Here is a 25,954-nt window from a genome sequence, read left to right as displayed (position 1 = left end):
CGTGGTCGAGCGCTGCATCAACCGCCTCAAGGACTTCCGCGCGGTTGCCACTCGCTACGATAAGCGCGGCTACAACTACCTGGCCGGGGTGCTTCTTGCCTGCATTGTGCTCTGGCTCTGATCCGTCAGACACACCCTAGGACCCCCAGGGTGAGCCGACATCCCGTGCGGGTCGCGAGGTCCACGCCGTAGGCCTCCGGAGTCGTGATGACCAGCTCGGGCGGCCGGATGCCCGACAGGGTCATCCGAGCGAAGGATCGAGGTAGCCCACCGGGATCTCGCCCAGCTGGGGATCCGTTCCTCCGAAGAGAAACGCGCGGTTGAGGTTGAGGTTGAACGCGCGGCAGCTCGTCTCGGCCAGGTGGGAGCAGGCGTGGCAACTGCCCGTTGTGGCTGAGCACACCGGGTCATAGGCACAGCGCCGCTCCGACGCGATCTGGCCGAGCCACTCGGCCATCGACTGCTCGAAGAGCGCCGTGAGCGCTCCGATCGTCGCACCAAAACGGTGATTGCAGTAGATCCCTGCGGTGAGCGTGCGCGGCAGCATGTACTCCGATAGGCTGGTGCGATCCAGCCCGCATAGCAGTGCGGCGTGCCGGATGGCGAGGTGGGAGAACGTGTGGAGAAGTCCAAACACCATCCTCGCCTCAGCTTGCGTCACGCCACTGAGCGTTTGGTTCGTCCGCATGCCGGAGAACACCTGCGCGAAGTACCCGCGCGCGGCAACCGCTGGATTCGTTCCTCCCGGGAGCGTGGGCGCGCGGTGGTTGGCAGCCATCCATCGGAGCACCCGGGCCGGATCGAGGCGCAGCAGGAGCGCGTCGGCCTGCACCTCGTCGACGAAGATCGGAAAGCGTCCGCCATGTTCCCTGCCCCCGGCGAAGGGCAGGAGGTAGCACTCGTTGGGTGCATACTCCGACCGACTGAAACCGAAGACTGCCGTTAAGATCGGGTAGTCCGCAATCAAGTCGATCCCAGCGAGGCCGAGGGATGCGGCCGTTGTACGTGTTGCATCGTCGATGGTCGGGTCGCTGAGGTCCCGGGGCCGGCCGGTCTCGTGCGGTGCCACAAATTCAAGGAATTCCTGAGCGCTCTCCTCCCACACGGACGCCCCCACCCCGCTCGCCTCGACCACCTGAGAGGCGACCGCCTGCGGGGTCGCCTGGGCGGCGGCGGCGGCCCCGGCTTGCTGGGCTTCGCGCAGGCGCGCCATGGCGACGGCCGGGTCCATGAGACCGGCCTCGAACTGCCGGAGAAGCTCGCTGAGCTCCCGGTTCGAGACGTTGGCGCGCTGGTCCGCCGGGTCGGCCACGCTCTGGCGTGGAAGGTCCGCCAGGCGGCGCACGTCGAAGGGCGGAACGCCGAGAAAGCGCGCGGCCGCGAAGGCCCACCAGCCGGGCGTGGCGAGCAGGACATCGTAGTCGCGATGCGGCACGTTCACCACGACGGTCCGCTGAGCATAGAACGTCGTCCCTGCACGGTGCACGTCGATGCGCATCCGGCGGAAGTCCGGGTTGGGCCAGGTGCAAGATGAGCAGTTCCCGACCCGGTCGATGACCTTCTGGGTCCACCGACACTGCCGGCATCCCCAGATGAATTCAGAGATACGCTCGCTGCCGCGCGTGTCGAAGAAGATCCGGCTGGCGTTGTGACAGTTGGGGCACGAGGGCGGCCGAAGCGGCTCGATCGTCCCGCAGCGGTGCACCCGGATCCAGCGCACCTGGGCAAGCCGACTCCGGCATGCGGAGCAGCGCGTGGGCAGAGCGTGTGTGCTGTTCGTGGCATCCACGACCCGGCCGCAGGATCGGTTCTGGCACCAGAAGACCCTCGGGTACAGTTCCGAGCGCACTTCCGTGGGATCGAGGAACACGAATCGGCCGGCGTCCGCGAGTGCCTGGTCGGTGAGCCCCGGCCTGAAGGCAGGGTCCCATGCGCCTGCGGCCTCCGCCACGCGGCGGAGCAGCAACTGCGGGTTGACGTCCGTGCGCGGTGTCCCGCGCACCTCGGTGACGCGTGCGATCGTGGCGACACGCTCAAAGTCGAACGTGCGGCCCGGGAGGAAGTCGAAGAGGATTTGGCGCTTGCCGCGCGCCATGCTGAGAGCCATAGCAGGTCCGGATCGGGGGTGGCGGTCGGTCAAACCCGGGCGGCGGCGCGGGCCCAGACGGCGCCGTCTGTGTCGAGCTCAATGGGGACGGTTTCGTCGACATCCCGGAGGCTGGTCAGCGCGCCGGGACGCAGGGCGTCGGAGACGAACAGCTTGGCGGGGTCGGCCGTCACGATCTGATCGAGGAACAGCCGGACCCGGCGCTGGATCTCGGTGCGCACGGCCTCCTCGGTCGGGTTCGCGGGGGCGGAAACGAGGTAGGCGTCCTCAAGCAGAGGGAGGAACTGCTCCGCCCGTAGCCGCCCATCGGTGATCCGCTGGCGGAGCGCGTTCAGCATGTAGAAGACGTTCGGGTTCGCCTCGCCCGAGTGGTTGGCGATGTCTTGGAGCAGTGTGGCCATGAAGAGGCCCGGCAGCGTGCGCTCGACGCTGAACTTTGCCCAGCGGTTTATCGCCACCGGCTCGATCAGCTTGCCCACGAACTCGTGGTACTTCGTGAAGTAGGCGAAGTGGCTCCGGTCCCGCTCGCGCGCCGGATGGAGACAGACGAAGACGATGCCTACGTGCGAGCGGCCCACACGGCTGGATGCCTGGATGTACTCCGCATTCTGGCGGGGCATCCCGTAGAAGATCATTGCGTTCAGTCGGTCCACGTCGACGCCGTGGCTCACCATATTGGTGGCGAGCACGGCGTCTTGGCCGCCGGGCTGAGCCGTCTCGAGGTGCTGGAGCGTGGAGGAGACTTCGTCGGTTGGCGTCGACCCCGTCATCTCGTACAGCCCAACCCGGCCTATGCCGTCGCCCTCCAGCGTCGGGTTCACGTCACCCTCCACGTCGGTGCGGAAGGAGTTCAGCTCCCGCGTGGCGTTGAAGTAGGTGAGCGAGGTTTGATAGAGGTCAAGCAGCGCGGCCCACTGCGGCGTCCCGGGCGGGTATTGGCCTCCGTACGGGTTGGGCGAGCCGGCAGGCAGGCGCTGGAGGTGGGAGACCTCCCGATGATATCGCTCGAGCAGCTCGAGCACGGCGTTGAAGATGGTCTTGTTGTGGGGGATCAGGCCCACGTACAGCCGCTGCGGGAAGTCCTGAGTGCCGGCGTAGAACGAGTGACCGGCCTCCGGCCCCGGCCCTGGGAAGATGCGCGCCCGGTCGCGCGGCCGGCCGTAGAGGTGCTCCACCTGCCGGTCGAACGCCTCGATCGTCGCCGAGGACGCGATGATCTTGAGCGGCCGGTCCTGGCCGAAGCGGGCGAGGAGCCGCTGCGCGAAGGTCTCGTAATGAGCGTCGAAGGTGCCAAGCCCCTCCTTGAGGAGGTGGAGCTCGTCCTGGACGAAGAGCGTCGGGCCCGAGAGCCCTTGGGGTGCCGGCAGACGCCGCCGCTGGGTGCACCCTTTCTGACAGCAGTTGCCCGAGAGATATCCGTGATCAGGGCACCGTCCCGTCACGAATCCGAAGAGCTGGGAAATCCGCCGCTGGTTGCCGAGCCCGGCCAGCTTGTCGATGGTCCCGACCATGACCGCGGGCAAGTAGCGGAAGGCATCGTTGTCGACCACGTACACGGGGAGGACGCCGCCCGGAAAGGGGCACCCCTGGTTCGTGCACCGGTGGAGGATGCGGATCGCCTGCGCATCGAAGTCGACCTCCACGCTTGTGGTGCGGCACGCAGGGCAGCGGGCGACGCGCTTCCAGTCCTGTCGGGCAATCGGGTCGGAGGCCTTTGCCCACGTGACTTGGTCCTCCGCTTTGGCGTTCGGAGAGGTGGGCGAGACCAGCTCGTTAGGTGAGCCGGTCTTTCCAACGAAGTAGCCGACTGCGAAAGGATCGATGTCCGCTCCCGAGAGGCGAGCGTCTTGATGGCCCCGGCGCACCAGTTCTGCAATGCCGATGACGTCGGCCATGCGCTGCGTCTGCTGCAGGGTGAGCAACCGCAGCGGAAAGCGGGTCCAGGCGGTCACCCCCGCGCGCTTGCCGCGGAAGCGGTCAAAGAAGCAGTGGAACACGATGACGCCGAGGTAGGCCTCGGTCTTCCCGCCGCCAGTGGGGAAGTAGACAATGTCGACGCTCTCACGCTCGAGGAGCGCGGCCGGACCCGCACCCGGCAGCAGGGCAGCCATCCCCGGCAGCTGCGAGACGAGGAACACGATCTGGAACAGGCGCCAGCTCTCTTTCCGCTTCTCCGGCACCGGATGGTCACCGAGGCGGTGGAAGACGGAGTTGGTGAGCCGGAACGCCTCGGCGATGTCGGCCTGGGTGCGGATCAGCTCCAGGCCTGCCTCGAACCTACGGATCTCGTCCTCGAAGGCTGCTCGGTCGGCCTCGAATGCAGCGCCGTGCCTTCCGGCCCAGGTCGGGTCCCTTCTGTACGCTGCCTCGGCGTCCGCCCAGTCGCGGAGTGAGGCGCGCATCGACGTGGTGATCGACTCGAGAACAGGCACCGGGTTCTGCTCCAAGTCGGCAAAGCGGGCCGTAGGCTGCGTGCGAGTCGCATAGCGCAGCTGCGAGTAAACGGGCCACATCGTGGTCTGGAACACACCGGCGCGGCCCTGAACCGGCTCGACCGCGCAGTTGAAGCCGCGTGCGGGGAGGTGCGGGTCGTATCGGAAGTCCCGCTGGGCCATGTCGAGGCGGAAGGGGACGGACATGCCCTGGCGGAACTCAGCCCGCGCGTGGACGTCGAAGAAGAAGGGCTCGATGTTGGAATCGTTCTGCTGCTCCTCGGGTGACGCGTTGGCGAGCACCACGGAGAGGACGAGACCACTGCCCGCGTCTGCGCTCGGTCCGATGCTCGTCTCAAGGTTCCACGCCCAGCGGGGCTCGACCGGCGTGCGCAGCGTGGTCAGGAAGGCTTGGTAGGCCGCATCGCTGGAGAGTACGTCCTCCGGCACCTGTACGCGGGCGGCCACCGTCCGCGCGCGCAGCGCATCCGGATCGGCTTTCACCACCTCCTCGGCGCGCCGGAGCTCGGCCCCGAGTGCGGCCTCAAGCACCGCCGCATCAACGCGCCAGACCTCTCCCTCCCGGTAGACGCGCACGAGGGCCGAAGTCGCGCACTCAATCTTGCGCCATCGGCTGAAGAGAGAGTCGCTGGAACGCCGGCTTGCGCGGCGGTCAATCGGAGATTCGACCGCCTCAGGTACGGTCTCAGCGGTTTCCTCATCCTCGTCATCCGCTTGGACCCCACCCGAAGGGAGGTCACCGCCCTCGGCCGCTTGCGCGCCTGCGGGCACGGTTTCTCTGTAGGCGCGCCCAGCGCTCTCCTCGCTGGCGTCCCGGCTCCTCCCGACCCGCGCCTCAGGCGAGCCACCGAGCGTGGAGCGCTCGATCTGGTAGCGGCGCTGCTGCTCGCGGCCCGGGAAGACGCGGTAGTAGACCGACCACCCCACGCGGACCTCCGTCTCAAGCCGGTCGGTGTCGTCCGGGTGCACCGCGAAGTCCATTCCGAACGCCATCGGCGCGAGCTTGCTCCGCAGCTCGTCGCGCGCGGCGCCGCCCGGGGAGTTCGGATCCGGGTGCGTGAGCGGACGTAGGTTGCCCACGAAATAGACGTCGTGTGGCGCGTTGCCGAGGCACTCGGCCTGTGCTCGGCCGGAGAGGTTCTCGGCGACGCGGCGCGCTAGGTAGCGGGCGAGCAGAGTCTGCTCGTCCGCCGGCCCCCAGGGGGAACGGCTGCTCACAGTGTGGTCTCCCGGTTGAATTGCCCGAGGCGGGCGCGCAAAAAGGGTCCAGGGATGATCTCTGTCTGCTCAGCGCGCAGGAGCAGAAGTGAATCCCGAAAGTCGGAGAAGCGCACCCCCCATTCGGCATCAATGTCGTCGCCGGCGTCGTCGGCCGCGTAGCCACCTGAGAGCTGCTGATCGAGCCAGCGTCCGATGCGCTGCGAAAGGCTCCGGTGCAGGCCGCGCAGGCGGGTAGCCGCGGCGTAAATTTGGCGGTGATGCTCATTAGTGAAAGGCATCTCCAGCGCCTCCGAGACGCGGTAGAGATCCTTCGGGTCCTGTGGGCAGAGGATCGCGCCTCGGATCCACGCCTGGATGGTGATGGTCGACGTGATCGTGCTGCCGCGCGCCTGAATTTCGCGCAGCAAGAGGTCTGCGGGGCCGACCCACTGCCGCGCAGCACGGGCGTATGCCTCGGAGAGCTCGGCATGCCAACGCTCCACCAGCGTGAGGTGCAGCTGGATCGCGGGGTGCCGGTGGACGCGCGAGACGAGGAGGCCATAGAGGCTCTGCCGCCGCTGGCCAGGCATGGCGAGCACCGCGTCCCCGGGCCGGACCGCGCGGACGAACCGCTCCTCCAGCTCCCTTCGTCCCCCACCTAAAACTACGGTGATGCGGTCGTCGGGGGCGAACTCGGCCCACCATCCGCCCTCGAACCGGAGCGACACGGCTGTGTCGCTCCATACCTCGCCCCCCCCACTACCCGCTTCCTGCGACGCGGAGTCCTCCGCCCCGGAGCCGACGGCAGGCGATTCCTCGTCTTCGCCGTTACCGAAGAGACGGGCAAGCTCTGCGGCCGGGTCCAGCGTCGGCAGCGAAAAGGAGGCCGTAGGCGCCGTCGTCCGTGCCGAGCCTCCGTCCCCGCCCTCTATAAAGCGGACCGGCGCGATGTGGAGCGCAGGCTTCGCATCCGCGAGCGCAAGCTCGACCCCCCCGCCCAAGGCAGCCACCGTGGCCACGTTGTGGGCAGGATCAGGTCCGAGCACGTCGGCCCAGTGTCGCGCGCGCGCGCCAAGGGCGGCGCTCTGGTGGGGGAGGACGAGCACCTCTACCGAGTCGGCTGAGAACAAGCTCAGCGCTCGGTTACCCGCCGAGGTCGGCGGCAATCCGACGCAGAGAACACGGCCGGGCGGCGGGTCGAGCCCATCCAGCTCGGAGAATGTGGCCAGCCGCGTGCCCCGCATTTCTAGCTCGCTCTCGCTCACGTTCGCGCCGGCGAGTAGCGCATAGCTGAAGAGGCGCTTCCTCGCCGCGTTCCCGAAGGCTATGACGAGCCGGTCGACGGCCGGCGCAGAGAGCGCGGTGTCGCGCGCGGCGCGCCAGAGCGGGGGCTCGGAGAGTAGTGAGCGAGCCTCTTCGAGGGCGGAGGATGCCGCGTCGAGCAGTTGGACGAGGCCAGGTCGGCTCGTCCGGGCAGAGTCGCGGAACCGCTCACACGCCGCGCTGAGATCCCGGAGCCGCTTGACACCCCACAGAAGCGCCGCCTCGGACTCGTAGAGAAGCTGCGGGATACAGAGCGTCTCCAGCGCCCTGAGGTACTGCCAGTGGACGCCTACCGCGTCCCGGTAGAAGCTGGACGGTGCCTCGGCGGCCGCTCGCACGAGCGAGGCCGTGGCCCGGCCGAGGTGCTCGCCGATCTGCTGCGCGGCCTCCCCGGCCAATACGCAGGGCGTGAGGACCGCTGTCCTCACGCTCAAGAGGAGGGACGGGTCGCGGCGTGTGGCCTGCCGGTCGGGTACGGATTCGCTGCCGCGGCGGCGCGCCCAGCGGAACACCAACATCTCGGTGCCCAGGGAGGAGATCCACTCCGCCATTCGGTCGCAGGTCCAGGCGAGGACCGGCAGCCCCCTTCGCTCCGCCTCGGCCAGGACGCCTAAGGCCCAGGGCGCCCGTCCGGTGGTCAGGTCGAGGAAGACCCATTGGGGCGCTTCGCGGTCGAAGACCCCGGCCACATCGGCGGGAGCGTACGCGGTGACGACCTCCGGGAGTGGTACGGCCGACGTCGCGGCCGCAGCACCTCGTGCACCGGCACTCCCACCCGTTCGCGCGAGGTGCCGCTGGCGGAAGACATCCGCGAGCTGGATCTCCGTGCCCATCCCTGCGACGCGGATCTGGGCCAGCTGGTCCCGGATACCGACCGACGTACCGAAGTAGAGCACGCGCTCGCGGGCAGACGCGTGCCGCCCAGCGCGATGACGGTCGTACCAGTCCCGGAGGAGTGCGCTGGCTAAGAGGAAAGGAGCGCGCTGCTCCAGGGCGTCGGGGAGGATCACGACGAGCCGGCCACGTGCGCGGACTGCGGCGCACACCAAGCGCGCAGTCGCCTCATCGAAGGCATCCCCCGGTGCAGCGTCGGTCCCGAAGCGCAGCCGGTCCTCCACCCACAGCCGTGCGAACAGTGGATCATCGCTGCCCGGCAGCGTCGAGAAGCGAGACGGCTCAATGCCCGGCGATCGGCTCATCTGGCCAGTGCGGAACGGTTCGCGGTGCTCCCGGGGTCCATGCCCTTGGTTCATGCCGTACACCCGGAGGACTCACCTGGTCCTTCCCCTTCAGGAGTGCTACCTTACCTGTGACCGACAATCCTGCTCCCCCAATAGACAAGCCCGTGCCCCGTACCGTTCCCACTACTTCGATGGACACGCCTGCAGCAGTTGCCCCCATGCCCTTCGAGGGCACAGTGGGCCCGATCCACTGGGTGGGCGAGCACCTGAAGCGGGTTCGACTCCGTGGTGGCCCCTCGCTGCTCCTCCCACGCTCGGCGTGTGTGACCGAGGGGAATATTGTGCGCGTGGACACGGAAGGCCATGCCTGGCTCGTGGCCGATGGAGGAGACCTAGTCCAGCTTGCCCCCTCGTACTCTCGGGAAGACCAAGTCCAGATGGGTGACCTCGACCTCTCGCTGGTGGTTAAGGAGATTACCGAGCTGGACGAGTTCCGCTCCTACCAGGCGTTGACACGATTCCACTACCGGGACGAGACGCTTTTTGGCCGAACAGCCCGCTTGGTGGTGCGCGCCTTCCACCCGCTCTATCCCTCGATCATCGGGTATGTGGAGCTAACCTCGCCGTTTTACATGAACAAGGCGAGGAGCCGCTTTCTTGACGCGCCGTTCGACCATCACGGGGTTCGGTGGGACATGTGGGATCTCGCCGCGCAGAAGCGGCACGTGCACCGCGTGGTGCGGATCGCTCGCTGCGTGGTCTACCCGGAGTTCCGCGGGCTTGGACTGGGCCGTCGCCTAGTAGCGCACGCGACCGAGTTTGCGCGGACCCGCTGGCAGTCGGGCCAACTCAAACCTCTCTTCCTTGAGATCTCCGCGGACATGCTGCGGTTCGTACCCTTTGCCGAAGCCGCCGGCATGACCTGGATCGGGGAGACGGAGGGTAACCTTGCCCGTGTTGCGAAGGACATGGGCTATCTGCTCCGCAACCGCGAGCGCGTCAACGAGAGGTCCATCCTCGATCCCGAGACGCACGGGATCGTGCAGATCCAGGTCAACCGGATGAACCGTGCGGCCGAGCTCTTAGACCAGCTTGGAATCACATCAGACGAGCTGGTGGAGCGTCTCTCAAGCCTCGCGAACGGCGGCAAGCCAGGCGACCTCGACGTCTTCCGCACTCTGCTCAGCCTCCCAAAGCCCACCTACCTGATGGGGCTCACGCCGGAGGTCGACAGCTGGGTGCGGCGCCGCGCCCAGGACTTAGGACTTTCAGTGCCACGGGAGCGCTGGCGGCCAGGGACGACGCCGCTCACGGAGCCCGTCGTGGCAGAGGGACTCAGCGTTATCCGCCGCAGCGACCCAGGCCGAACCGAACGCACCATCGAAGTCCAGCGGGCGTTCGGGCTCACGGAGGGTCCGATCGAGCAGCCAGTGCTCAGCGACGTAGGCTTTGCTGTGGGCCCTGGAGAGGTGCTGCTGATCACTGGGGCTTCCGGCTCCGGCAAGTCGACACTTATTGAGACCCTCCGTGCCCAGGTTGTCCCGAATGGGGGAAAGCTCAAGTTCCCACGCAGCGTCAAGGTCGCCGTGCTAGGGCCGCTTGCCTCGCAGCAGCCTCTGATCGAGCATTTCAGCGCGCCCGGTGTGGGGGTAGCCGCCGCCCTAGAACTCCTCGGCTGGGTTGGGCTCTCGGATGCCTTCGTGTACCTGAAGCGCTTCGCTGAGCTCTCCGCTGGGCAGCAATATCGTGCCATGCTGGCCGATCTTCTCGCGCAGGGCGCAAACGTCTGGATCGCCGACGAGTTCTGCGCCAACTTGGACCCGATTACGGCTAGTCTCGTCGCCGACCGCGCCCAGCACCTCGCGCGCCGCCTCAGCGCTGCACTCATCGTCGCGACCGCCAACCCCGAGAACGTGCTCACAGCTCTCCGGCCCGACTCAGTGCTACAGCTCACCACCGCCACGGAGAGCCGCCTCTTCGGCGGGGCCGAGTACACGCAGCTGCTGGCCCCACCACGCCGGCACTACCCGGCGCACGAGATTTCCGCTCCGGCCGCGCCAATGCGCTAATTTACGCCTGTGTTGCGGAATAACAAGGCACGAGCATCCTGCTGAGGCGGTGATTTATTTGTGAGGTTCGACGTGAGTGTAGAGGCTACTACTGGTTACAGGTGTCACACCAGATCTCGAGAACCCTGCTGAGCGTCGGCCTCGTTTGTTGCGTCCCAAGGGAAGCTGGGCTTCAGTTTAGCCTTGGGACGGTAGCGCAGCAGCCTGCACACTGTCGATTACGGCACCTGAAGTGTGTTCTTCGGCCACCCAGCACTGGACCAAGGTCAAGTTAGCCCCAAAAGCCGTCTACCCTTAGGTGTTCCACCGGCTGGGTCAGCACAGCGGGCGAGAGGGTCTTCCGACCCGGTTTGGCTCTCCTGGCTTGACCTTGAACAGAGCCTTCAAACCAGCCTGTTATTAGGTGGCCAGGGAGCTGCTGATCGATCGCCGGAACTGCTATGTGAGCGGCTGCGTCCTTACGGGTCTGGACCTGACCCGATTGGAGGAGAACCAGAAAGTGCAGGCGCTAGAAGGCTGTCGAAAAAAGCGGGCGAGGAGGGCGGCTCGGCAGTAGATTGAGCGCCAGCCCGGACCGCCCTCCCCTCCTTGCCTGCTGCGCATGCTCGGACGCAACGACTCCCAACCGGCGCTGTTCCAGATGGTGGACTTGGAGGCTCTGGTCCCGGCGGATCATCGCCTTCGCAAGCTCAACGCGGTGCTCGACCTCTCGTTCGTGCGCGGGGCGGTCGCTGGCTGCTACAGCGCAGGTCGAGGACGACCAAGCCTCGATCCGGAGTTGGTCATCCGGATGCTGCTGCTGGGCACGCTCTACAACCTCTCGGACCGGGAGCTGTGCGAAGAGATCGGCATGCACGTGGGGATGCGCTGGTTCTGCCGGCTCAACCTGCACGACCCGGTGCCGGACCACTCCACGCTCTCCAAGCTCAAGGAGCGCTGGGCGGAGGCGGGCGTTTTCGAACGAGTCTTCGACCAGGTGGTACGCCAGTGCGCTGAAGCGGGGCTGGTCTCGGGGCGGCACGTCTCGATCGACGGCACGCAGGTGCAGGCCAACGCAAGTATGAAGAGCCTGGCGCCCCTGGAGCCGAAGCCGGACCTCACGCCGATCCCGCCGGAAGAGGATCCGGACCCGCCGCCGGGCGGAGGCCGTGCGAAGGAGCCGCAGCCCCAAGGGGCGTGGAGCGGGCACGGGGTCAAGTACAGCAACCAGACGCACCGCTCCACGAGCGATCCCCAGGCGCGGCTCTACCGCAAGGAGAAGGGGAAAGAGACGCGGCTGTGCTATCTGCTGCACGACTTGATCGACACGAAGAGCCGCGTGATCCTGCGTCGCAAGGTCAGCCGAGCCCACTCCTCCGCCGAGCGGGAGGTCGCCTTGGCGATGCTCGACGAGGTGCTGGAGAAGAAAGAGGCCCTGGCGCTGCCGAACCGGCCGGAGGTGGCCAGTCTGGACGCGGGCTACGGGATTGGCTCGTTCGCCGCCGACATGCTGGAGCGGGTGGTCCTCCCCCACGTGCCGCTGCAGGCCAGCCCGGAGCCCGAGGTGGTTCCGACCTGGAAGCGTCGCACCTCTGATCTGGCAACGCAGCGGCGCCGGCGCGAGAAGGTGCGCCAGGCGCAGGCCCGCAACCGAGTGCGCTCCCTGCACCGCAGCCGCGGCTACGCGGTCAGCCGCAAGTTGCGCATCCGCAGTGAGCACACCTTCGCCGAGGCAAAGACCCGGCACGGGATGGCCCGGGCACGCGGCAGAGGCTGTGAACGCGTGCAAGTGCAGGCGGACCTTGTCGGGATCGTGCAGAGCCTAAAGCGGCTGGCCGCTTTCCGGGGCCGGACAAGGCGCGGGAGCCTCCAGGCCCGCTCCCGCACCCCTTCTTCCGTCCGCCGGTCCCTTCGCTGGACGCCTTCCTCTGTCATCGCTCGGAGGCGACCGGCACGCCAGCTACGCGCAACTCAACTCAGAAGAGCGACTTCTTCAACAGCCTTCTAGGAGGGCGAAGAGCCGCTCCACGTCGGCCTTCCAGGTGAAGGGGCGGGCGTGGATCAGTTCGGTCAGGTAGCTCTCGCCGATGGGACCCAGCTCCAGGATGCGCTCGCGCATGAAGTAGAGCCGCTTGCGGGCACCGGCCACCGCGGCGAGCTGCTCGGCGCGCTGGCCGGCCAGGTAGCTGGTCCTGCCCTGCCGGGGGAAGCGCGGGTGCGTGGCCTCGAAGCGAGCCCCCGCCGTGGTGATGCGCACCCGGTCCGGGTACAGGTGCAGCGTGGCCGGCAGCCCGCACGCCCCGGCGGGCATGGCGTAGCGGATCCCCTGGTGCTCCACCAGCGCGGTGGGGCCCACCTGCACAGGAAAGCGCAGCCCGTACTCGGCCGGTGGGATGGAGAGCGGCTTCATCCGCTCGCGCTCGGCACGCAGGCGCTCGGCCGGGATCTGCTTCGTGGCGCGCGAGGGGCGCTCCTCGTTGACGCCCAGGAGCCACTCGGTGAGCTGCCGCGGCAGGTCGTGCTCCACCTCGGCGAAGCGGCGCGCGGAAGAAGCTCTTCTTGACCCAGCCCACCAGGTTCTCCACCGCGCCCTTCTGCTGCGGCGTGCGCGGCGTGCACAGCTCGATGGTGAAGCCAAGGTCGATGGCTGCCTGCGCCAGCGTCGCGTTCCAGATCGGCCGGCCGTGGACGTCGCGCCCCAGCACGACCGTCTTGGGGTTGTCGAAGACCACGCGCAGCGGCACTCCGCCTGACTGCTCGAAGGCGGCCAGCAGCGCGCGCACCAGCGACTCCACGCGCTCGTCGGGGACGAGGACCACCCACACCCAGCGCGAGTACTTCAGCCGGTACGCCGCGAAGTGGATCCGTTGCGTGCGCCCGTCTAGGAGGCGCACCTCCGTCTGGCCGAAGTCGAACTGGGCGAACTCTCCGGCTACGCCCTCGAAGCGCACCATCAGCTCCGCCGGCAGCGCCGCCTTCTCCAGGCGGAAGATCCGGTAGAAGGTGCTCTCCCCCAGCGCAATCCCCTCCTCGCGCAGCTGGCGCAGCAACTCCAGCTGCGGGGCCTCTGGACCGGCCGCGATCAGCTCCCGCAGGCGTCGGCGCACCGCCTCCGGGACAGGAGGCCGGCCCAGTCCGCGCAGGCGCCTCGCCTCGGCCTCCTCCGCCGCCTGTACCGGCGGCTCCTGCGCGATGCGCTGGATGGTGCGCTGCGTCACGCCCATCTGCAGCGCAATGTCCTTCGTGGGCTGCCCCGCCTTCAGCAGGGCGTGTACGGCGTGTCGGTCGATCATCCGAAGCATCCTCCTCCGCCTCCGGCCCGGGTTCATCCCCCCTGCGGAACGGCGGAAAGCTATGGGTCAGCGGGACCCCGGACGACGACAAACTTTAGAGAGGATCAGCGACAGAGTTTAGAGAACCCACAGAGCTCACGGAGCACGAGAGGGAGTAGGGGCCGGCCATTCACGACGTGAACGGCCCGGCGGCCCTGCCGTCTGGCAGCGGTTGCAGACCGAGCAGCTTACGCGCCCGAGCTTCGTGTACACAACCTGCGATCATCCGCATCATGGTGCGGAAGTTCTGCTCGGCCGCCTTGTCTCCCGCGCTCACCCGGTCGGACCAGTCCTCGAGAATGTGGTCCAGCGCCGTCCCGAGGACCATCCTCCGGTCCCGTATGTTCCTCTCGCGCCTCTTCTCCTCGTTTTCCCTCCGCTTCGCCTCCCGCCGCGCCTGCGTTGCGGCCTGCTCCTGCCTCCTTTCCTCCTCCTCCGCCGCGCGTCTCTCCAGTTCGTCAGCTCTTGCTGCGTAACGCTCAGCCTGCTCCCGCGCGCGCCGCGCTTGCTCTGCGGCGGGTAGGCCCTTGGGGCGTCCCCTCCGCTTCGGTCCATCCCCTGGGCGGGCTGTGGCCTGGCTCGGTACGTCGGAGCTGCGGGCGAGCTGAGGGGTGGGCTGCGAGCTCTGGTCGGGCGTCATCGACTGCTCCTGGTGGGTGCGGGGTATGCCTGGGTGATCCCTCCTTTCTTGCATACCCCGGCGGATGGATCCGCGACGCCGTGTTATCTGCGGCCAAGCAGCGAGGACCGCGAAATCGAAAACCGGGAGTAAGGGCGCACAGAGGAACCGAATTCGATTACGACGGATTCGCCACGCTGCAGAATCGATTTATCCCCCACCTTCCGACTCCGTCCCGATTCCAGCCCCAAAGGATTTTCCGTGCTCATCCTACCCACCGTCCCCTCGACCCGCCTGCGCGCCTTCTCCCGCTCCGATGGCCACAACGCCGCACGGGCGAGCGCCTACCGGGCTGGTGCTGCCGTCACTGACCACCATGGGGAGGTCCATGACTTCTCCCGGCGGCGCGGTGTTCTGGAGACGCACCTGGTCGGCTGGAGCATGCGTCGCGACGACCGCATCGCGGCAGCGCTCACGGAGCTCTGGAGCACCGCGCAGGATGCCGAGGCGGCCAGTAACGCCGTCGAGGCGCGAGAGTTCCGCTTCGACCTGCCGGGCGGGAATGCGCCCGAGTGGCAGCAGGTTCGCAAAGAAATCGCGCTGGGGATCGGGCGGAAGCTCCGTGGAGACCTGGGCGTCGCGGTGCAGATCAGCCTCCACGCTCCCGGCGAGGAGGGGGATGAGCGCAACTGGCACTGCCACGCGATGTCCACCGATCGGAAGGTGCGCGACGACGGGACGTTCTCCTCCTTCAAGGTGCCGCTGTTCCAGGACCGCGCCGCATGCGGAGCGTACCTGAACGAGCTTCGCGCCCACCTCTGTATGGAGTCGAACCGGGCGTTCGCGGCGATGGGTGTCCAGCACGAGCGCTGGGACCACCGCACCTACCGGGAGATCTACGCCGGCCTGAACGCCGAACGCACGCGGGAGGGCCTGGAGCGCCTGGAGGTGCCGCGCCCCATGCAGCACGAGGGACCGGCGGTCACCGCCCAGCGCAGGAAGGCGGCGCGGGTGAACGCGCCACCGGAGTCGGAGGTGGCTGCCGCGAACGACCGCATCCGCGCGGAGAGCGCAGTGGTTCACCAGCGCAACCGGGCGCGGATCGCGCGCGACCCCCTGATCCGCAGCTTGCGCCTGCGCCTGCTCCGCCTCGCGGAACTGGACGAGCTGATCGCCCGCGCACCCTCAATCGACTCCCACGAGTACGGCGACTACGTGTCTCGCCACACCCGGCTCATGAGGCAGGTGGGCGGGGTCACGGACCTGAGGAAGGCCGTGGTCGCTCTGCCCAGCCCAGCAAGGGAGCTGCTGCGCGAGGCCCATCCGCAGGAGGTGGAGCGGGCGAGCCGGAGCCCCGACCTGTCGACTGGGCTCGGCCGCTGAGGTGGCCGGCGCACACAGGACTGCGCGGCTTTCTGCGCGGAGACACGCACCCCCCGGCCGACGATGGCCGGGGGGTGCGTGTTGCGAGTAGCACGGTGCGGCTCGCTCACTGGGCTGTCGTTCACGCTGTGAACGCCCCGACGGAAGCCACGGGGAACGGTTCACGTCGCTCCGTGCAGCCCCGGAAGCGTGTCCGGGCACCCTCCCATTCGAGGTCGGCGTCGCCCCAGTCTGGTGGGGCTGCAACCGGGGTATGCTGGAAGTAGGCAGCCAGGACCCACCTCCCTGCCTCACTTCATCGAGGAGCATCCAAATGACCGGGCAGCAGATCCTTTTCAGCGACGACCGGGGCTCGCCCCCGCAGCCAGTCGGCTCCCGCAGGACAGAAGATTTCGCGGAGGACAGGACGTACCAGCTCCCGATCCGGGTCATTCGGATCCCGGCGTGGCATCCCCGCATCCGCCCCCCGCACCTCAGGCCGGATCCCGACTTTGAGCGCCTCGTGCGGAGCGTCCAGCTACGCGACCTCTGCGATCCCCTGGTGGTGCGCATGGAGGGTGGCACCGTGCAGCTCGTCAGCGGCGTGCGGCGCTATTGGGCCATGGAGGAGATCGAACGGAGGGAGGGCAGGCCTGTGACTGCGCCGGTGCGGTTCCAGCACGTGGACCCCCGCCGTGCGATGGCGATGGCGGCGGCCTCGAACACCGACGTGAAATGGAGCGCGCTCGAGGAAAGCCTCTTCGCCGTCCGGATGCGCGCGGAGGTGGAGCAGGAGGAGGGCAGGGAGGTCACCGTGGACGAACTCGCGGCGGAACTCCCCTGGTGTGGGCAAGACGTCGGAACGGCTCACCATCGGCCAGGCCTTCCCTCTGGCGTTCCTGGAGACGAACGGCCTCTCGGTTCACGACGTGAATGCTCTTTCGAAAGCCAGCCTGCTCCGAGCGGCGGCGCGAAGGAGCCCCGACTCGAGGGTCCAGGCGCTACGGAATGCGATCCATGGGCGGCAACAGAGCCCTGCGCCTGCAGGGCGGAGGGCGCGGTCGAAGTACACACTCCGGGGGAGCGACCGCGGGGGCGTCGAGATCCTCCGGTGCCCCGATCCCCACGCGCTTAGCGCGGCGGAGGCCGGGGAGGTGCTGGACATCCTGGAGCCGCTGGTGGAGAGCCTCCGCAGGCGGCTGGACGATGCTCGCGATAGTCGCGCCAGTGAGGCTGCGTGATGTGAAATGCGCCGGGCTTTTCTGGCGCCCCCAAACGTGAGTGCCGGCACAGGATTCGGGTCTCCTGACGGGGTAAAGTGCCTTCTCGTACTCCACCTGCGGAACGTACCCGAATGGCTCCAGAAGGCGCTGGTGGTTGAACCACCAGACCCACCACACAACGTGTACGCAGGAGATCGGCTCGACTCCGTACTCCTCGCAGTGCTCGTCGATGAGGCGCATCCCAGCGCCACGTCGGGTGGTAGGTGCCAGCCGTCTGGCGAGAGGGAACGGCCTGCGGGCGGTCCGTTCAAGGCGAGAAGAACGATTGCACCCGCCGAGCTACTCATCTAAGAGCCCGCACCTGCCTCAGATACCCGGACTGACCTGAAGAAGAAGAGGGGCAGAACGGACATCCCGTCCGTTTACCCGGTCCAATCCCCTACACGGAACAGCCCGGACCGGAACACCCCTCAATTTCCTGGAGGTTCGTCCGTTGGAATTCCTCAACTCGGTCAAAGGCTCCGTTGCCCAGACCATGATCCACTGCCTGCTACGCCAGTCGGGCTACCTGGTCGTCCCCACCTCAATTGAGGCGCTCATCCCCTCACTGACCCTGCGGGACTGGGCCAGCTACGACGCGCTCAGCCTCGGGCCGGAGCTGCGCCTCCTGCCCGATCTTCTTCTCCTCCCGCCGGAGGGCTCCGCCCGGCTCCTGGAAGTGAAGTACCGCACCCGGCTGGACCGCGAGACCATCCGCCGCATGCTGGAGAAGTGCCGCACCCAGCAGGAGCACTTCCCCGACGCCTACACGATCCTGATCCGCGGGAGCTCCCCCAGGGGCGCAGCAGCGCGCGCGGACGATCTCGTGCGCGTGCTGCCGCCGAACGCACTGGAGCTGCTCGCGGCGGCGGACCTGTACTTCAACGCGATCACCCCGGCTCCCGGAAGCAGCGACGAGGCGAGGCTGGAGCCGCTGTGGCAGTCGCTGCGGCCGATGACGTCGATCTTCGACCGCCTGCAGGGGCAGCGCGAGACGCTGGAGCAGCTCGTCCCGCTGATCCGCGCCCTCGTCGCCCTCTAGCGCCCCCACCCGGCGTCCGGCGCCACACGGGTCGCGGCGTGCCGCGGCCCCCGCGCCGGCCGCCCGGCGAAGGTGTGCCCTCGCCGTCGCCGTTCCATCCTTGCCTGCTCCCGCCCAGCGTGTGCCTCGCCGACGCCGCTGGGGACGAGGGCTCCCACCTCTTCCGCCAATGACCGACCTTCGCCCTTCCGTAGCCGAGTACCGCCCTGTCTTGTACCGCCTCCATGACGGCGCACCCGTCGAAGCGAGCCGCCCTGTGCTGGAGGCGTGCTTCGGCCTCTGGAGCACCGAGCCCGAGCTCTGCGAGGACGGGCGAGCCACGCGCCTGGCGAACCTGCCCGGTGCCGGCTCGCTCCTCCTCACCCGCAGCGGAGAGCTCCTGGCCGTGCACCCGTCGGAGCGTCCCGGCGTCCTCCGTGCCCGGCTCTTCACCGGTTCGCCCGACGCGCTCTGGGACGCGGTCGCGGACCACTACCCGAGCATCGCTCCCGGCCGCGGCGAACTGCCACGCTACTGGGTGCTCCGGGAGAACGTATCGCTCACCCTCGCCATCTACGGCGTCTACGACCTGCTCCTGGCAGAGGTGGTGGAGCGGGCCACCGACCGAGCCCTCGTCCTCGCCCGAGTGGCGGCCGCGAACTCCCCGGCCGGCCACCTGCGGCAGGTGGCCTGAGCCGCACGGCGAGGCTGCGGGGCAGCGCCCCTCCCGCAGCACCGTACCCGCACGCGAAGAAGATAAGGACGCTACGAGACGTAGTGGCGCCCCCCTTCCTCCCCCACACGCCCGCCTGACGAATCCCGTCCGGCGGGCCTGTTTCTTTCCCCTCCCGGTCTCTCCCGCTCAGCCCACAGAGGCGAGCGCGGGGATCCAGAACAGCAGCCTACCCGTGCACCGCGTCCCCAAGTACAAGGTCCAGCTCGTCCGCGACGGATCCGTCCCGTTCAGCACCAAGATCTGCTCGACCCCCCGACAGGCGGCGGACCTCTTTCGCGCCTTCGTCGGCGACTCCGACCGCGAGCACCTGATCGCCATCTTCCTCGACACGCAGAACCGGTTCCTCGGGCTGCACACCGTCTCGATCGGCACACTGGACCACAGCGTGGTCCACCCGCGGGAGGTCTTCAAGGCGGCCATCCTCAGCAACGCCTCCAGCCTTGTCCTCGCGCACAACCACCCCTCGGGCGAGTCGGCCCCGAGCGAGGAGGACGTCCGGATCACCCGGGAGCTCCAGAAGGCGGGCGAGCTGCTCGACATCCCGCTGATGGACCACATCGTCGTGGGGGAGGCCTCCTACGCCTCCTTCATGGAGATGGGCCTGCTCGACTACGACCTCCCGGAGCCGAAGCCGCGGCGTCGGCGCAAGACGAAGAAGTAGGCGGGTGTCGCGACTCCGGGCGGGTGAACCTCACGAGGTTGGGCAGCCCGGAGGCCAGGGATGAGCGACGCGCCTGCTCAGGCGGAGCTCACCCAGGGTGCTTGATCACCACCGGCTGGACGAATGCGTTCTGCACCCCGGCCGTGCGGGGTATGCGGTTGTAGGGACACGTTCGAGCGTGGCCTTGCAGGTACAACCCACCCCTGAGCCGATGGAGTCTAGATGAGTTCGACGTTACAGGCGGTCTGCCGCTGGGTCGAGAGGGACCTCCGGGAGAAGCGCACCACGCTGCTTGTGAGCGAGCCGGGGATGCCCGCCATCGGCGCAGCGACTCCTGCCCTGCTGAGTGATGGGTTCCCGGGGTATGCGAAGAGGAGGCTCGTGACCGACGCAGCAGGAGGCGATCACCTCCTGCTCCCTGGACAGGTCTAACCCGAGCGCTTCAGGGAACTACCATGGTGGACCACGTGCTTGCCACCCTGACTGCCTTGCGAGAACAGGCAGACAAGATGGTGAATCCCCTTCATCCCGAGTTCGTTGCGGCCGGTATTCGGTACGCGATCGACGAGGTTGAGCGTGCCCTGACCGGCGGTCGCGATCGTCTGGTCGGTCCCGGTGAGGCTAGCGAGATCAGCGGCTACTCGAAGCGGCAGCTCCGGCGACTCGTGTCGGAGGGGCGGCTGACGAACTACGGCCGGCGGCGCTCGCCCCTGTACCGGGCCGGTGAGCTGCCCCTGAGGCCCGGACAGCGCACCCCCCCCGAGCCCAAGGGGGAGATCGTGGTTCAACCGGTGAGCTCGCCAGCCGGCATCGCCGCCCCTGGCCAGATGCCGGCTCCTGGGGCTGCCGACCCCCCCCTGGCCCCCACCTCCACCAATGCGGTCTGGTCGAAGCCCGGTCGCCGCGGGCGCGACGCGGCCATCAAGTCCCGTGCAAAGGAGCAAGCCAGCCGTCAACGCCAGGGAGGCGCCGCCTGAGCTCCCTGGACGGCACTCCCGCTCCCCAAACCTCCCCCACAGGCCCCGTCGAAGTCTGACCGATGTCCGACACCAAGGAACTCTTCGCCCGCATCGCGCGCGAGAAGGATCTGATCTGCGCCTTCGAGCCCTCGACCAAGGACAGCCCGCGACGGGTGATCGGTGAATGCACGCTGTATGGCCACCGGATCGCCCTGTACCATGAAGACAGGGGCACGATCGCCTACCGCTACACGCCGCCCGATGGCAGGCCGCATGGCACCGACCGGGCTCGCACGGGTGCGCGGGCGGTGGGTGATGCGTTCCTGTTCGCGGACACGTACCTGCGAGAGAAGGTGGCGGAGTCCCTCCGCTCCGGCACACCGCAAGAGGCCCCCGAGGGTCTCAAGCAGTCCACCGCCACCATTCGCGACGCCTACGACTACATCCGGGCGCACTTCCGGGACAGCTACAACGAGAAGCGGTGGCGCGAGATCCTCATGATCCTCCACTGCACGGAGCGGGTCTGGAACCTGGATCGCCCGTACACCAGTCTCTCCGGGCGGGACATCACCCGGTACATCGAAGTCCGTGTGGAGACCGGCCTCGTGCTACCGTCGGAGTTCTCGAGGAGACCCCGGCTCCAGCCGTGCAAGCTGGTCACGGCGGCCAACGACCTTCAGGTGCTCGCCGCACTCTGTCGGAGGCTCCAGTCGGAGGTCGACGCGGAGACACAGGAGATGCCTTTCAAGGTCAATCCTTTCGACTAGCTGCTCCTTCCCGAGGCGGAGAAGGCCTTGCGCACGAAGCCCACCGCAGAGCGGTACGAGGTGCTGATGCGCTTCGTCGACCGGATCGATCCCACGGGGCAGCTCCGGCTCCTACTGGTCCTGGCCCGGTGGCTTGGCCGCCGCCTCGGGTCGATTGCAGGGCTGCAGCGGAAAGACCTCCGCCTCACCCCTGCCGAGATGCTGGAAACCATCCGGCTGATCGAGAAGCGTGGTCACCAGGCCCGGGACGGGATCCAGTCGGAGAGCTTTGCCCGCGAGTTCCTGCGAGGTGGGACGTTCTTCGACCGTGACCGGGACAAGAAGGGGTATCAGCGGCTCGTTCCCAACTCTACGCTGATCCGCCAGGAAATCGATCTCTATCTCGTGCGGCACCCCGATCTCGACCCCGAGGGTCCTCTCTTCCCGAGCGCAGAGGACCCGCGCCAGCCTACAACCGTCGTGCAGTTCATCGAGCTCCTGCACGCCACGGAAGAGCTTGCACGGGCAGAGGGATTCGAGAAGGAGGTGCCGGTGCTGTTCAACTCCGTGTTCCACGGGTTTCGCGGTCTGCGGGCGACGGAGATGGAGAACAACCAGCACCGTGCGGCGCACGTGAACTTCATCATCGGCTGGTCGTGCAAAAACGGGAGCGCGAAGGAGGTACGGTACGTCATGCATGATCCGCGGCTGCTCTACGCAGCCGTCGAGGGGATGCGGCCGGTCGAGATCGAAGCGGAGTACCGGCAGGCGACCGCGGGCGTGAAAGAGGAGAACGCGAAGCTGCGGATGGAGAACGCAGAGCTGATGGCCCGCCTGGCACAGATGAAGGAGCAACACACCGCGAGCCAGGAGCAGATGGCGCGTATGGAGGCCCAGATCAAGCGGGTGGGGATGCTGCTCTCGAAGCTCGCACCGGAATGAGCCATTTCGCTCCTGCCTTTAGATCAGCCGGCGATCCAGTCCTGCTGGAACGCCGAATGCTCTCGTAGAAGCGCTCCCCGACGAGGTACGGAATCACTCGTCCACATGGCGCGGGTGAAGCACCCACGGGGCCCATCATCTGCTGGTGCCTACCGCCACACATGCTTGCATGTACGATTGCATGCAGATATAGTTGCAGGCATGCCTGCCGAATCGATATCGTACCCGGTGTTAGTCGATCGAGAGCGAGAGCGCGCTGAGCTGCGCCAGGTTCTTGCTTCCGGAGAGCCGAAGCTCGCCCTCCTCACCGGGAGGCGCCGGATTGGGAAGACGTATCTCCTGACCCATGCGTGGGACCCGGAGCCGATGTTCCTCTTCACGGCCGCACGGACCACGCCCGAGATCAACCGGCACCAGCTCATCACGGACCTGGCTCGCTGGAGCGGGGAGGATCTCCGGCCCGACGACTACCCGACCTGGCGCGCGGTCTTCAACCTCCTCCTGGACCTCCGGGCTCCGGAGCCGCTGGTGGTCGTCCTCGACGAGTTCCAGTACCTCGCCGACAACGAGGCGGGCGTGGCGGCGGTCGCGTCGGAGCTCAACGCGGCCTGGGAGCGCAGGCGGCCTCCCCGGCCCTTCCTGCTGGTCCTCTCCGGATCGGCGGTGGGGACGATGGAGGCCCTGGCGGGCGGAGGGGGGCCGCTGTACGGCCGTTTCGCCTGGCAGCACCGCCTGCAGCCGTTCGACTACTGGTACGCGGGCGAGATGGCGCCCTTCGCCGACCTCCGCGAGCGCGCCCTCGCCTACGGTGTGTTCGGGGGGACGCCGCGGTACCTCTCGGTCGTGGATGCGAACCGCAGCTTCGCCGAGAACGCGACGCGCCTCCTCCTCTCGCAGAGCGGGGAGGTCCGCCTCCTGGTGGAGACCGCGCTGGACCAGGAGGAGGGGCTCCGGGACGCGTCCAAGTACCGCGCCATCCTGCGGGCGGTGGCGGGCGGCTGCACGGAGCGGAACGAGATCGCCCAGCGCGCGGGTCTCCCCAACGACGCGGCGCTTCGCGACAAGCTGGCGCGTCTGATCGAGTTGGGCTACCTGGAGACACGGCAGAACGTGGACGCCAGGCCCAACGAGGCGGTCCGGTACGGGATCGCGGATCCGGCGTTCCGCTTTCACCAGCGCTTCGTGGAGCCGAACACCTCCGTGCTGGAGCGCTACCCCGCGGAGCAGGTCTGGGAGTCCCACGTCGCCCCGCACGTAGATGCCTACATGGGCCTGGAGTTCGAGCGCATCGCCACCCAGGCGTACGACCGGCGGCGTGCCGCGCTGGGCCTCCCCATGGTGCAGGAATGGGGGCGGTGGGAGGGGGTGGATCGAGCGCGGCGGCCGTTGGAGATCGACCTGGTCGCCTCGCTGGTAGGTGGCGGCGCGCTGACCGGAGCGGTGAAGTGGGACCGCGAGCCCATCGGGGCGAAGGTCCACTGGGACCATCTGGACATGCTGCGGCGAGCAGCGGATGCGGGGCGGCGCTGGGCCCACCAGGCGCTCGAGCCGGACTCGCTCCTGCTGTACACGGCGGCGGGCGGCTTCGCCCCAGGTTTCCAGGCCGCCGCGGAGGCGCGCGGCCACCGCGTGGTGTGCTGGAGGCTCGAAGATCTGTACGCTGTCTGAGCCTCCGCGCACGTGAGCTTCCCGCCGCGCCGATATGAGATCGCTACGCCCGAAACTCGCAGCAGCGCAGCTTCACACCCTCTTCACGAAGCTGGCGCTTTCGAACTCGTAAGTACATGGTAAGGCGGGGGATGTGCATTCGGCGTAGCTGGCTCTAATCGGATCACAACCGACATTGAGAAACAGGGGGGGTGGTCATGTCAAACGATCATATTCATCCGCCGTTTCCACCCGTACTGTAATGGTCACGCACTCAGCGCCCGCGGGCGGTACATCTCTGCTTCCACCCGGGGCCGACCCGCACTGCGTTGGCGCAGGGGAGAGGGTACTCATCCATCCCGCGCCGTTACTGTGTCCGCACCACGGGCACGTGAAGGAAGCCCCCCGCGAGCGGGCCGCTCCCCGCACGGATCTCGACGATGCGCCGCATCCCCGAGGGCACCTCGATCTCAAAGAAGCGGGCACTCGCCCCCCGCACCACGAACGGCTCCTCGAACGGGCGGGCATCCACCCGGGTGACTCGCAGTGGGAACATGCCCTCGGGGGTAAGCCTACTGAGGATCTCGTAGGTATTCCAGCTGGGGATCGTGTGGAGCGGGTCGCGTGGCGTGAAGCCAGGTCGGTCATCGAGAGCGGTGGCCACCAACCAGTCCACCACCAGGTCAGCGAACCTCCGGCCCGTCTGGATCTCGAGGTTCCGCGTGCTGCTGAGGCAGTGCTCTTGCGTGAGCTTCCTGAAGAATGCCTTCTCGTCCCCCCCGAAGTGGTCTGCGGCCCATCGCAGCAGGGACCAGCCACTGCCGAAGAATGACAGGTCGGCGGTGAATGGGGCCCCAGAGCGACGGTACGGTTCGTCCGCCATGCAATTCTCCGGGGCGATGTCCTCTGCGCTCTGGTCCAGGTCGCGCAGGGGAGACCTCGTCTCGGGCTGGAGGTAGAAATCCCAGATGAAATCGAAGTGGCTTCCCACACCCTGCGGCCGGGCTTGACAGTCCGGCTTCTCCGGCCAGAAGTAACACGCCAGCGATTCATCGAAGTTGGCATTCCCCTTCCACCGGGCCCCTGAGAAGCGGCGGGCAAAGATTTCCTCCGCCTGCATGGCCAGTGCCTCCATGAGCCAGGAGTCTTCCAGCATGTCGAAAGGATGGTCGAGGCGGTTCCGGAAGCGCCCCGCGTATGCGGCCACGTGGGCGGCCTCGTGCGTTACGGTGGTCCGTGTTTCCCGCCACCATCTTTCGATCACATCCTCGGGTGCCAGGCTCCGGATGTAGACGATCTCTCCCTGATTGCTCGCGGGATCCTGCGTCTGGTCGTAGAAGTCGCACGCGTTGATGAGGCCGAGCCTACCGCTCACACGTGGTGTGATGAGGACCAGCAACCGCCCATCCCCGTCGAGGTATCCGTCGAAGGCGGTCGGATCACCGAAGTAATCGAGCAGCATCGGGTGGATGACATTATCGTACTCGCGGCCCAGCGCCTCCAAGAGCGAGTCCACCTGCCCGCCAAGTGGTGCGGCGACATCCTCGAGGACCGCCACCTTTCGGCTCACGTAGACGGCTCGCGATTGAATCGAGTCGAAGTCGCGGCAGTTCGTATCGAGTGCGAACCGCAGGGGAAGGACATCGTTCCGCCTCAGGTCCCGGCGGCGCCCGGATACTGGATCCGCGGGGGAGCGGGACCGGCCGAGCGGGGCGCGAGCCTCGCTGCTCTGGATCGCGATCACCTCCTGGTTGCGCTCCAGGGTGAGGGCATGCGCCAGCGCTTCCGAGCGCAGGGATTCGAATTGCACCGGCGGGGTGCCCGCGGCAGCGGGCTCGACAGCGAGTATGGTTGTATCAGTGACCGGACTCCGCTCCGTCGCCGCACTACCTGTCGTCCGGAACAGCACAGCCAGGAGCGAGTCCGGATGCGGGAAAGCGTTCACCACAGGCACCAGGTAGCTACTCGCGCCGACCAGCTCGAGGCAATGATCGGACGCCCCGTTCAGGCGCCGGCCCTCGCCGGTCTCCAGTTGCACCTGCGAGGCTACTTCCAGGGGGTGCTCCGTATAGTCCAGGCTGTCCCCAACCTGAATTGCGACCCAGACGGCGGTCTGCGGAGCACAGCGGAACCCTCGTTCCGGAAGCCGACCCTCCAGCCGACCCGTGGTGGCAGACATCAGCGGAACGGGGATACCATCGACCGTGACGCTGGAGGGGCGCTGACCACGAGCGGTCAGCCTCTGTCCCTCCACCACCAGCTGTCCTCCCGGCCGTAGCACCTCCGGGGTGATGCGACCGATCACCGGCGCGTGCTGCGCGAGCAAAGGCGCCGTGACCACCAAGAGCAGCGCAG

17 protein-coding genes are annotated in these 25,954 nt (G+C 67.7%); 11 read left to right on the top strand and 6 right to left on the bottom strand.

Annotation, left to right across the window (positions count from 1 at the left end):
• Positions 1 to 121 (top strand): IS5/IS1182 family transposase (locus VGR37_12565; GenBank protein HEV2148229.1); only part of this gene is annotated, 121 nt, incomplete at its 5' end.
• Positions 122 to 241: 120 nt separating this feature from the next.
• On the opposite strand, the gene VGR37_12560 is transcribed toward VGR37_12565, so the two are convergent.
• Genes VGR37_12560 through VGR37_12550 form a run of 3 tightly spaced genes read right to left on the bottom strand, consistent with a single transcriptional unit; the run spans position 242 to position 8,282 of the window.
• Entirely contained in the window at positions 242 to 2,107 is a 1,866-nt protein-coding gene (locus tag VGR37_12560) for a hypothetical protein (protein ID HEV2148228.1), read from the bottom strand.
• A gap of 29 nt (positions 2,108 to 2,136) precedes the next feature.
• Positions 2,137 to 5,778: a helicase-related protein gene (locus tag VGR37_12555; protein ID HEV2148227.1), complete on the bottom strand. Its 3,642-nt coding sequence runs from the start codon at positions 5,776 to 5,778 to the stop codon at positions 2,137 to 2,139.
• Entirely contained in the window at positions 5,775 to 8,282 is a 2,508-nt protein-coding gene (locus VGR37_12550) for a hypothetical protein (protein HEV2148226.1), read from the bottom strand. Before VGR37_12550 ends, VGR37_12555 begins: the two co-directional genes overlap by 4 nt.
• Positions 8,283 to 8,701: 419 nt before the next feature.
• Between VGR37_12550 and VGR37_12545 the strand changes: the two genes are divergently transcribed.
• Both VGR37_12545 and VGR37_12540 read left to right on the top strand, forming a co-directional pair.
• Positions 8,702 to 10,333, top strand: coding sequence for a GNAT family N-acetyltransferase (locus VGR37_12545; protein ID HEV2148225.1), 1,632 nt, complete (start codon positions 8,702 to 8,704; stop codon positions 10,331 to 10,333).
• 601 nt (positions 10,334 to 10,934) lie between these two features.
• Positions 10,935 to 12,320 (top strand): IS5 family transposase, encoded by a 1,386-nt coding sequence (locus VGR37_12540; protein HEV2148224.1) that lies wholly within the window; start codon positions 10,935 to 10,937, stop codon positions 12,318 to 12,320.
• Here VGR37_12540 and VGR37_12535 read toward each other — a convergent pair.
• Positions 12,306 to 12,839 (bottom strand): hypothetical protein, encoded by a 534-nt coding sequence (locus VGR37_12535; GenBank protein HEV2148223.1) that lies wholly within the window; start codon positions 12,837 to 12,839, stop codon positions 12,306 to 12,308. The genes VGR37_12540 and VGR37_12535 overlap by 15 nt on opposite strands.
• Before the next feature lie 935 nt (positions 12,840 to 13,774).
• Positions 13,775 to 13,972: a hypothetical protein gene (locus tag VGR37_12530; GenBank protein ID HEV2148222.1), complete on the bottom strand. Its 198-nt coding sequence runs from the start codon at positions 13,970 to 13,972 to the stop codon at positions 13,775 to 13,777.
• Between the two features lie 552 nt (positions 13,973 to 14,524).
• Between VGR37_12530 and VGR37_12525 the strand changes: the two genes are divergently transcribed.
• The 8 genes from VGR37_12525 (at position 14,525) to VGR37_12490 (ending at position 23,620) form a co-directional block, all read left to right on the top strand.
• Positions 14,525 to 15,646 carry a MobA/MobL family protein gene (locus VGR37_12525; protein HEV2148221.1) on the top strand — a complete coding sequence of 374 codons (1,122 nt, stop codon included), beginning with the start codon at positions 14,525 to 14,527 and terminating at the stop codon, positions 15,644 to 15,646.
• Positions 15,647 to 17,383: 1,737 nt separating this feature from the next.
• Positions 17,384 to 17,929, top strand: a complete 546-nt coding sequence (locus VGR37_12520) for a hypothetical protein (protein HEV2148220.1) — start codon at positions 17,384 to 17,386, stop codon at positions 17,927 to 17,929.
• Positions 17,930 to 18,140: 211 nt separating this feature from the next.
• Entirely contained in the window at positions 18,141 to 18,602 is a 462-nt protein-coding gene (locus VGR37_12515; protein HEV2148219.1) for a hypothetical protein, read from the top strand.
• A gap of 214 nt (positions 18,603 to 18,816) precedes the next feature.
• Entirely contained in the window at positions 18,817 to 19,305 is a 489-nt protein-coding gene (locus tag VGR37_12510) for a JAB domain-containing protein (protein HEV2148218.1), read from the top strand.
• Positions 19,306 to 19,760: 455 nt separating this feature from the next.
• Positions 19,761 to 20,282, top strand: a complete 522-nt coding sequence (locus VGR37_12505; protein HEV2148217.1) for a hypothetical protein — start codon at positions 19,761 to 19,763, stop codon at positions 20,280 to 20,282.
• 62 nt (positions 20,283 to 20,344) lie between these two features.
• Complete coding sequence (locus VGR37_12500; protein ID HEV2148216.1) at positions 20,345 to 21,031, top strand: hypothetical protein; 687 nt, start codon at positions 20,345 to 20,347, stop codon at positions 21,029 to 21,031.
• Between the two features lie 27 nt (positions 21,032 to 21,058).
• Positions 21,059 to 21,952: a hypothetical protein gene (locus VGR37_12495; protein HEV2148215.1), complete on the top strand. Its 894-nt coding sequence runs from the start codon at positions 21,059 to 21,061 to the stop codon at positions 21,950 to 21,952.
• Positions 21,953 to 22,318: 366 nt separating this feature from the next.
• The gene (locus VGR37_12490; GenBank protein ID HEV2148214.1) at positions 22,319 to 23,620 is read left to right on the top strand and encodes a DUF234 domain-containing protein; all 1,302 of its coding nucleotides are present in this window, start codon (positions 22,319 to 22,321) and stop codon (positions 23,618 to 23,620) included.
• Between the two features lie 346 nt (positions 23,621 to 23,966).
• Here the strand turns inward: VGR37_12490 and VGR37_12485 are convergent, their stop codons facing one another.
• Positions 23,967 to 25,904, bottom strand: a complete 1,938-nt coding sequence (locus VGR37_12485) for a hypothetical protein (protein ID HEV2148213.1) — start codon at positions 25,902 to 25,904, stop codon at positions 23,967 to 23,969.
• Positions 25,905 to 25,954 lie beyond the last annotated feature (50 nt).

Source organism: Longimicrobiaceae bacterium (genome assembly GCA_035936415.1).
Classification (GTDB): Bacteria; Gemmatimonadota; Gemmatimonadetes; order Longimicrobiales; family Longimicrobiaceae; genus JAFAYN01.
The sequence above is the reverse complement of the archived record's forward strand: the minus strand, read 5'-3'. Positions and strand labels throughout refer to the sequence as shown.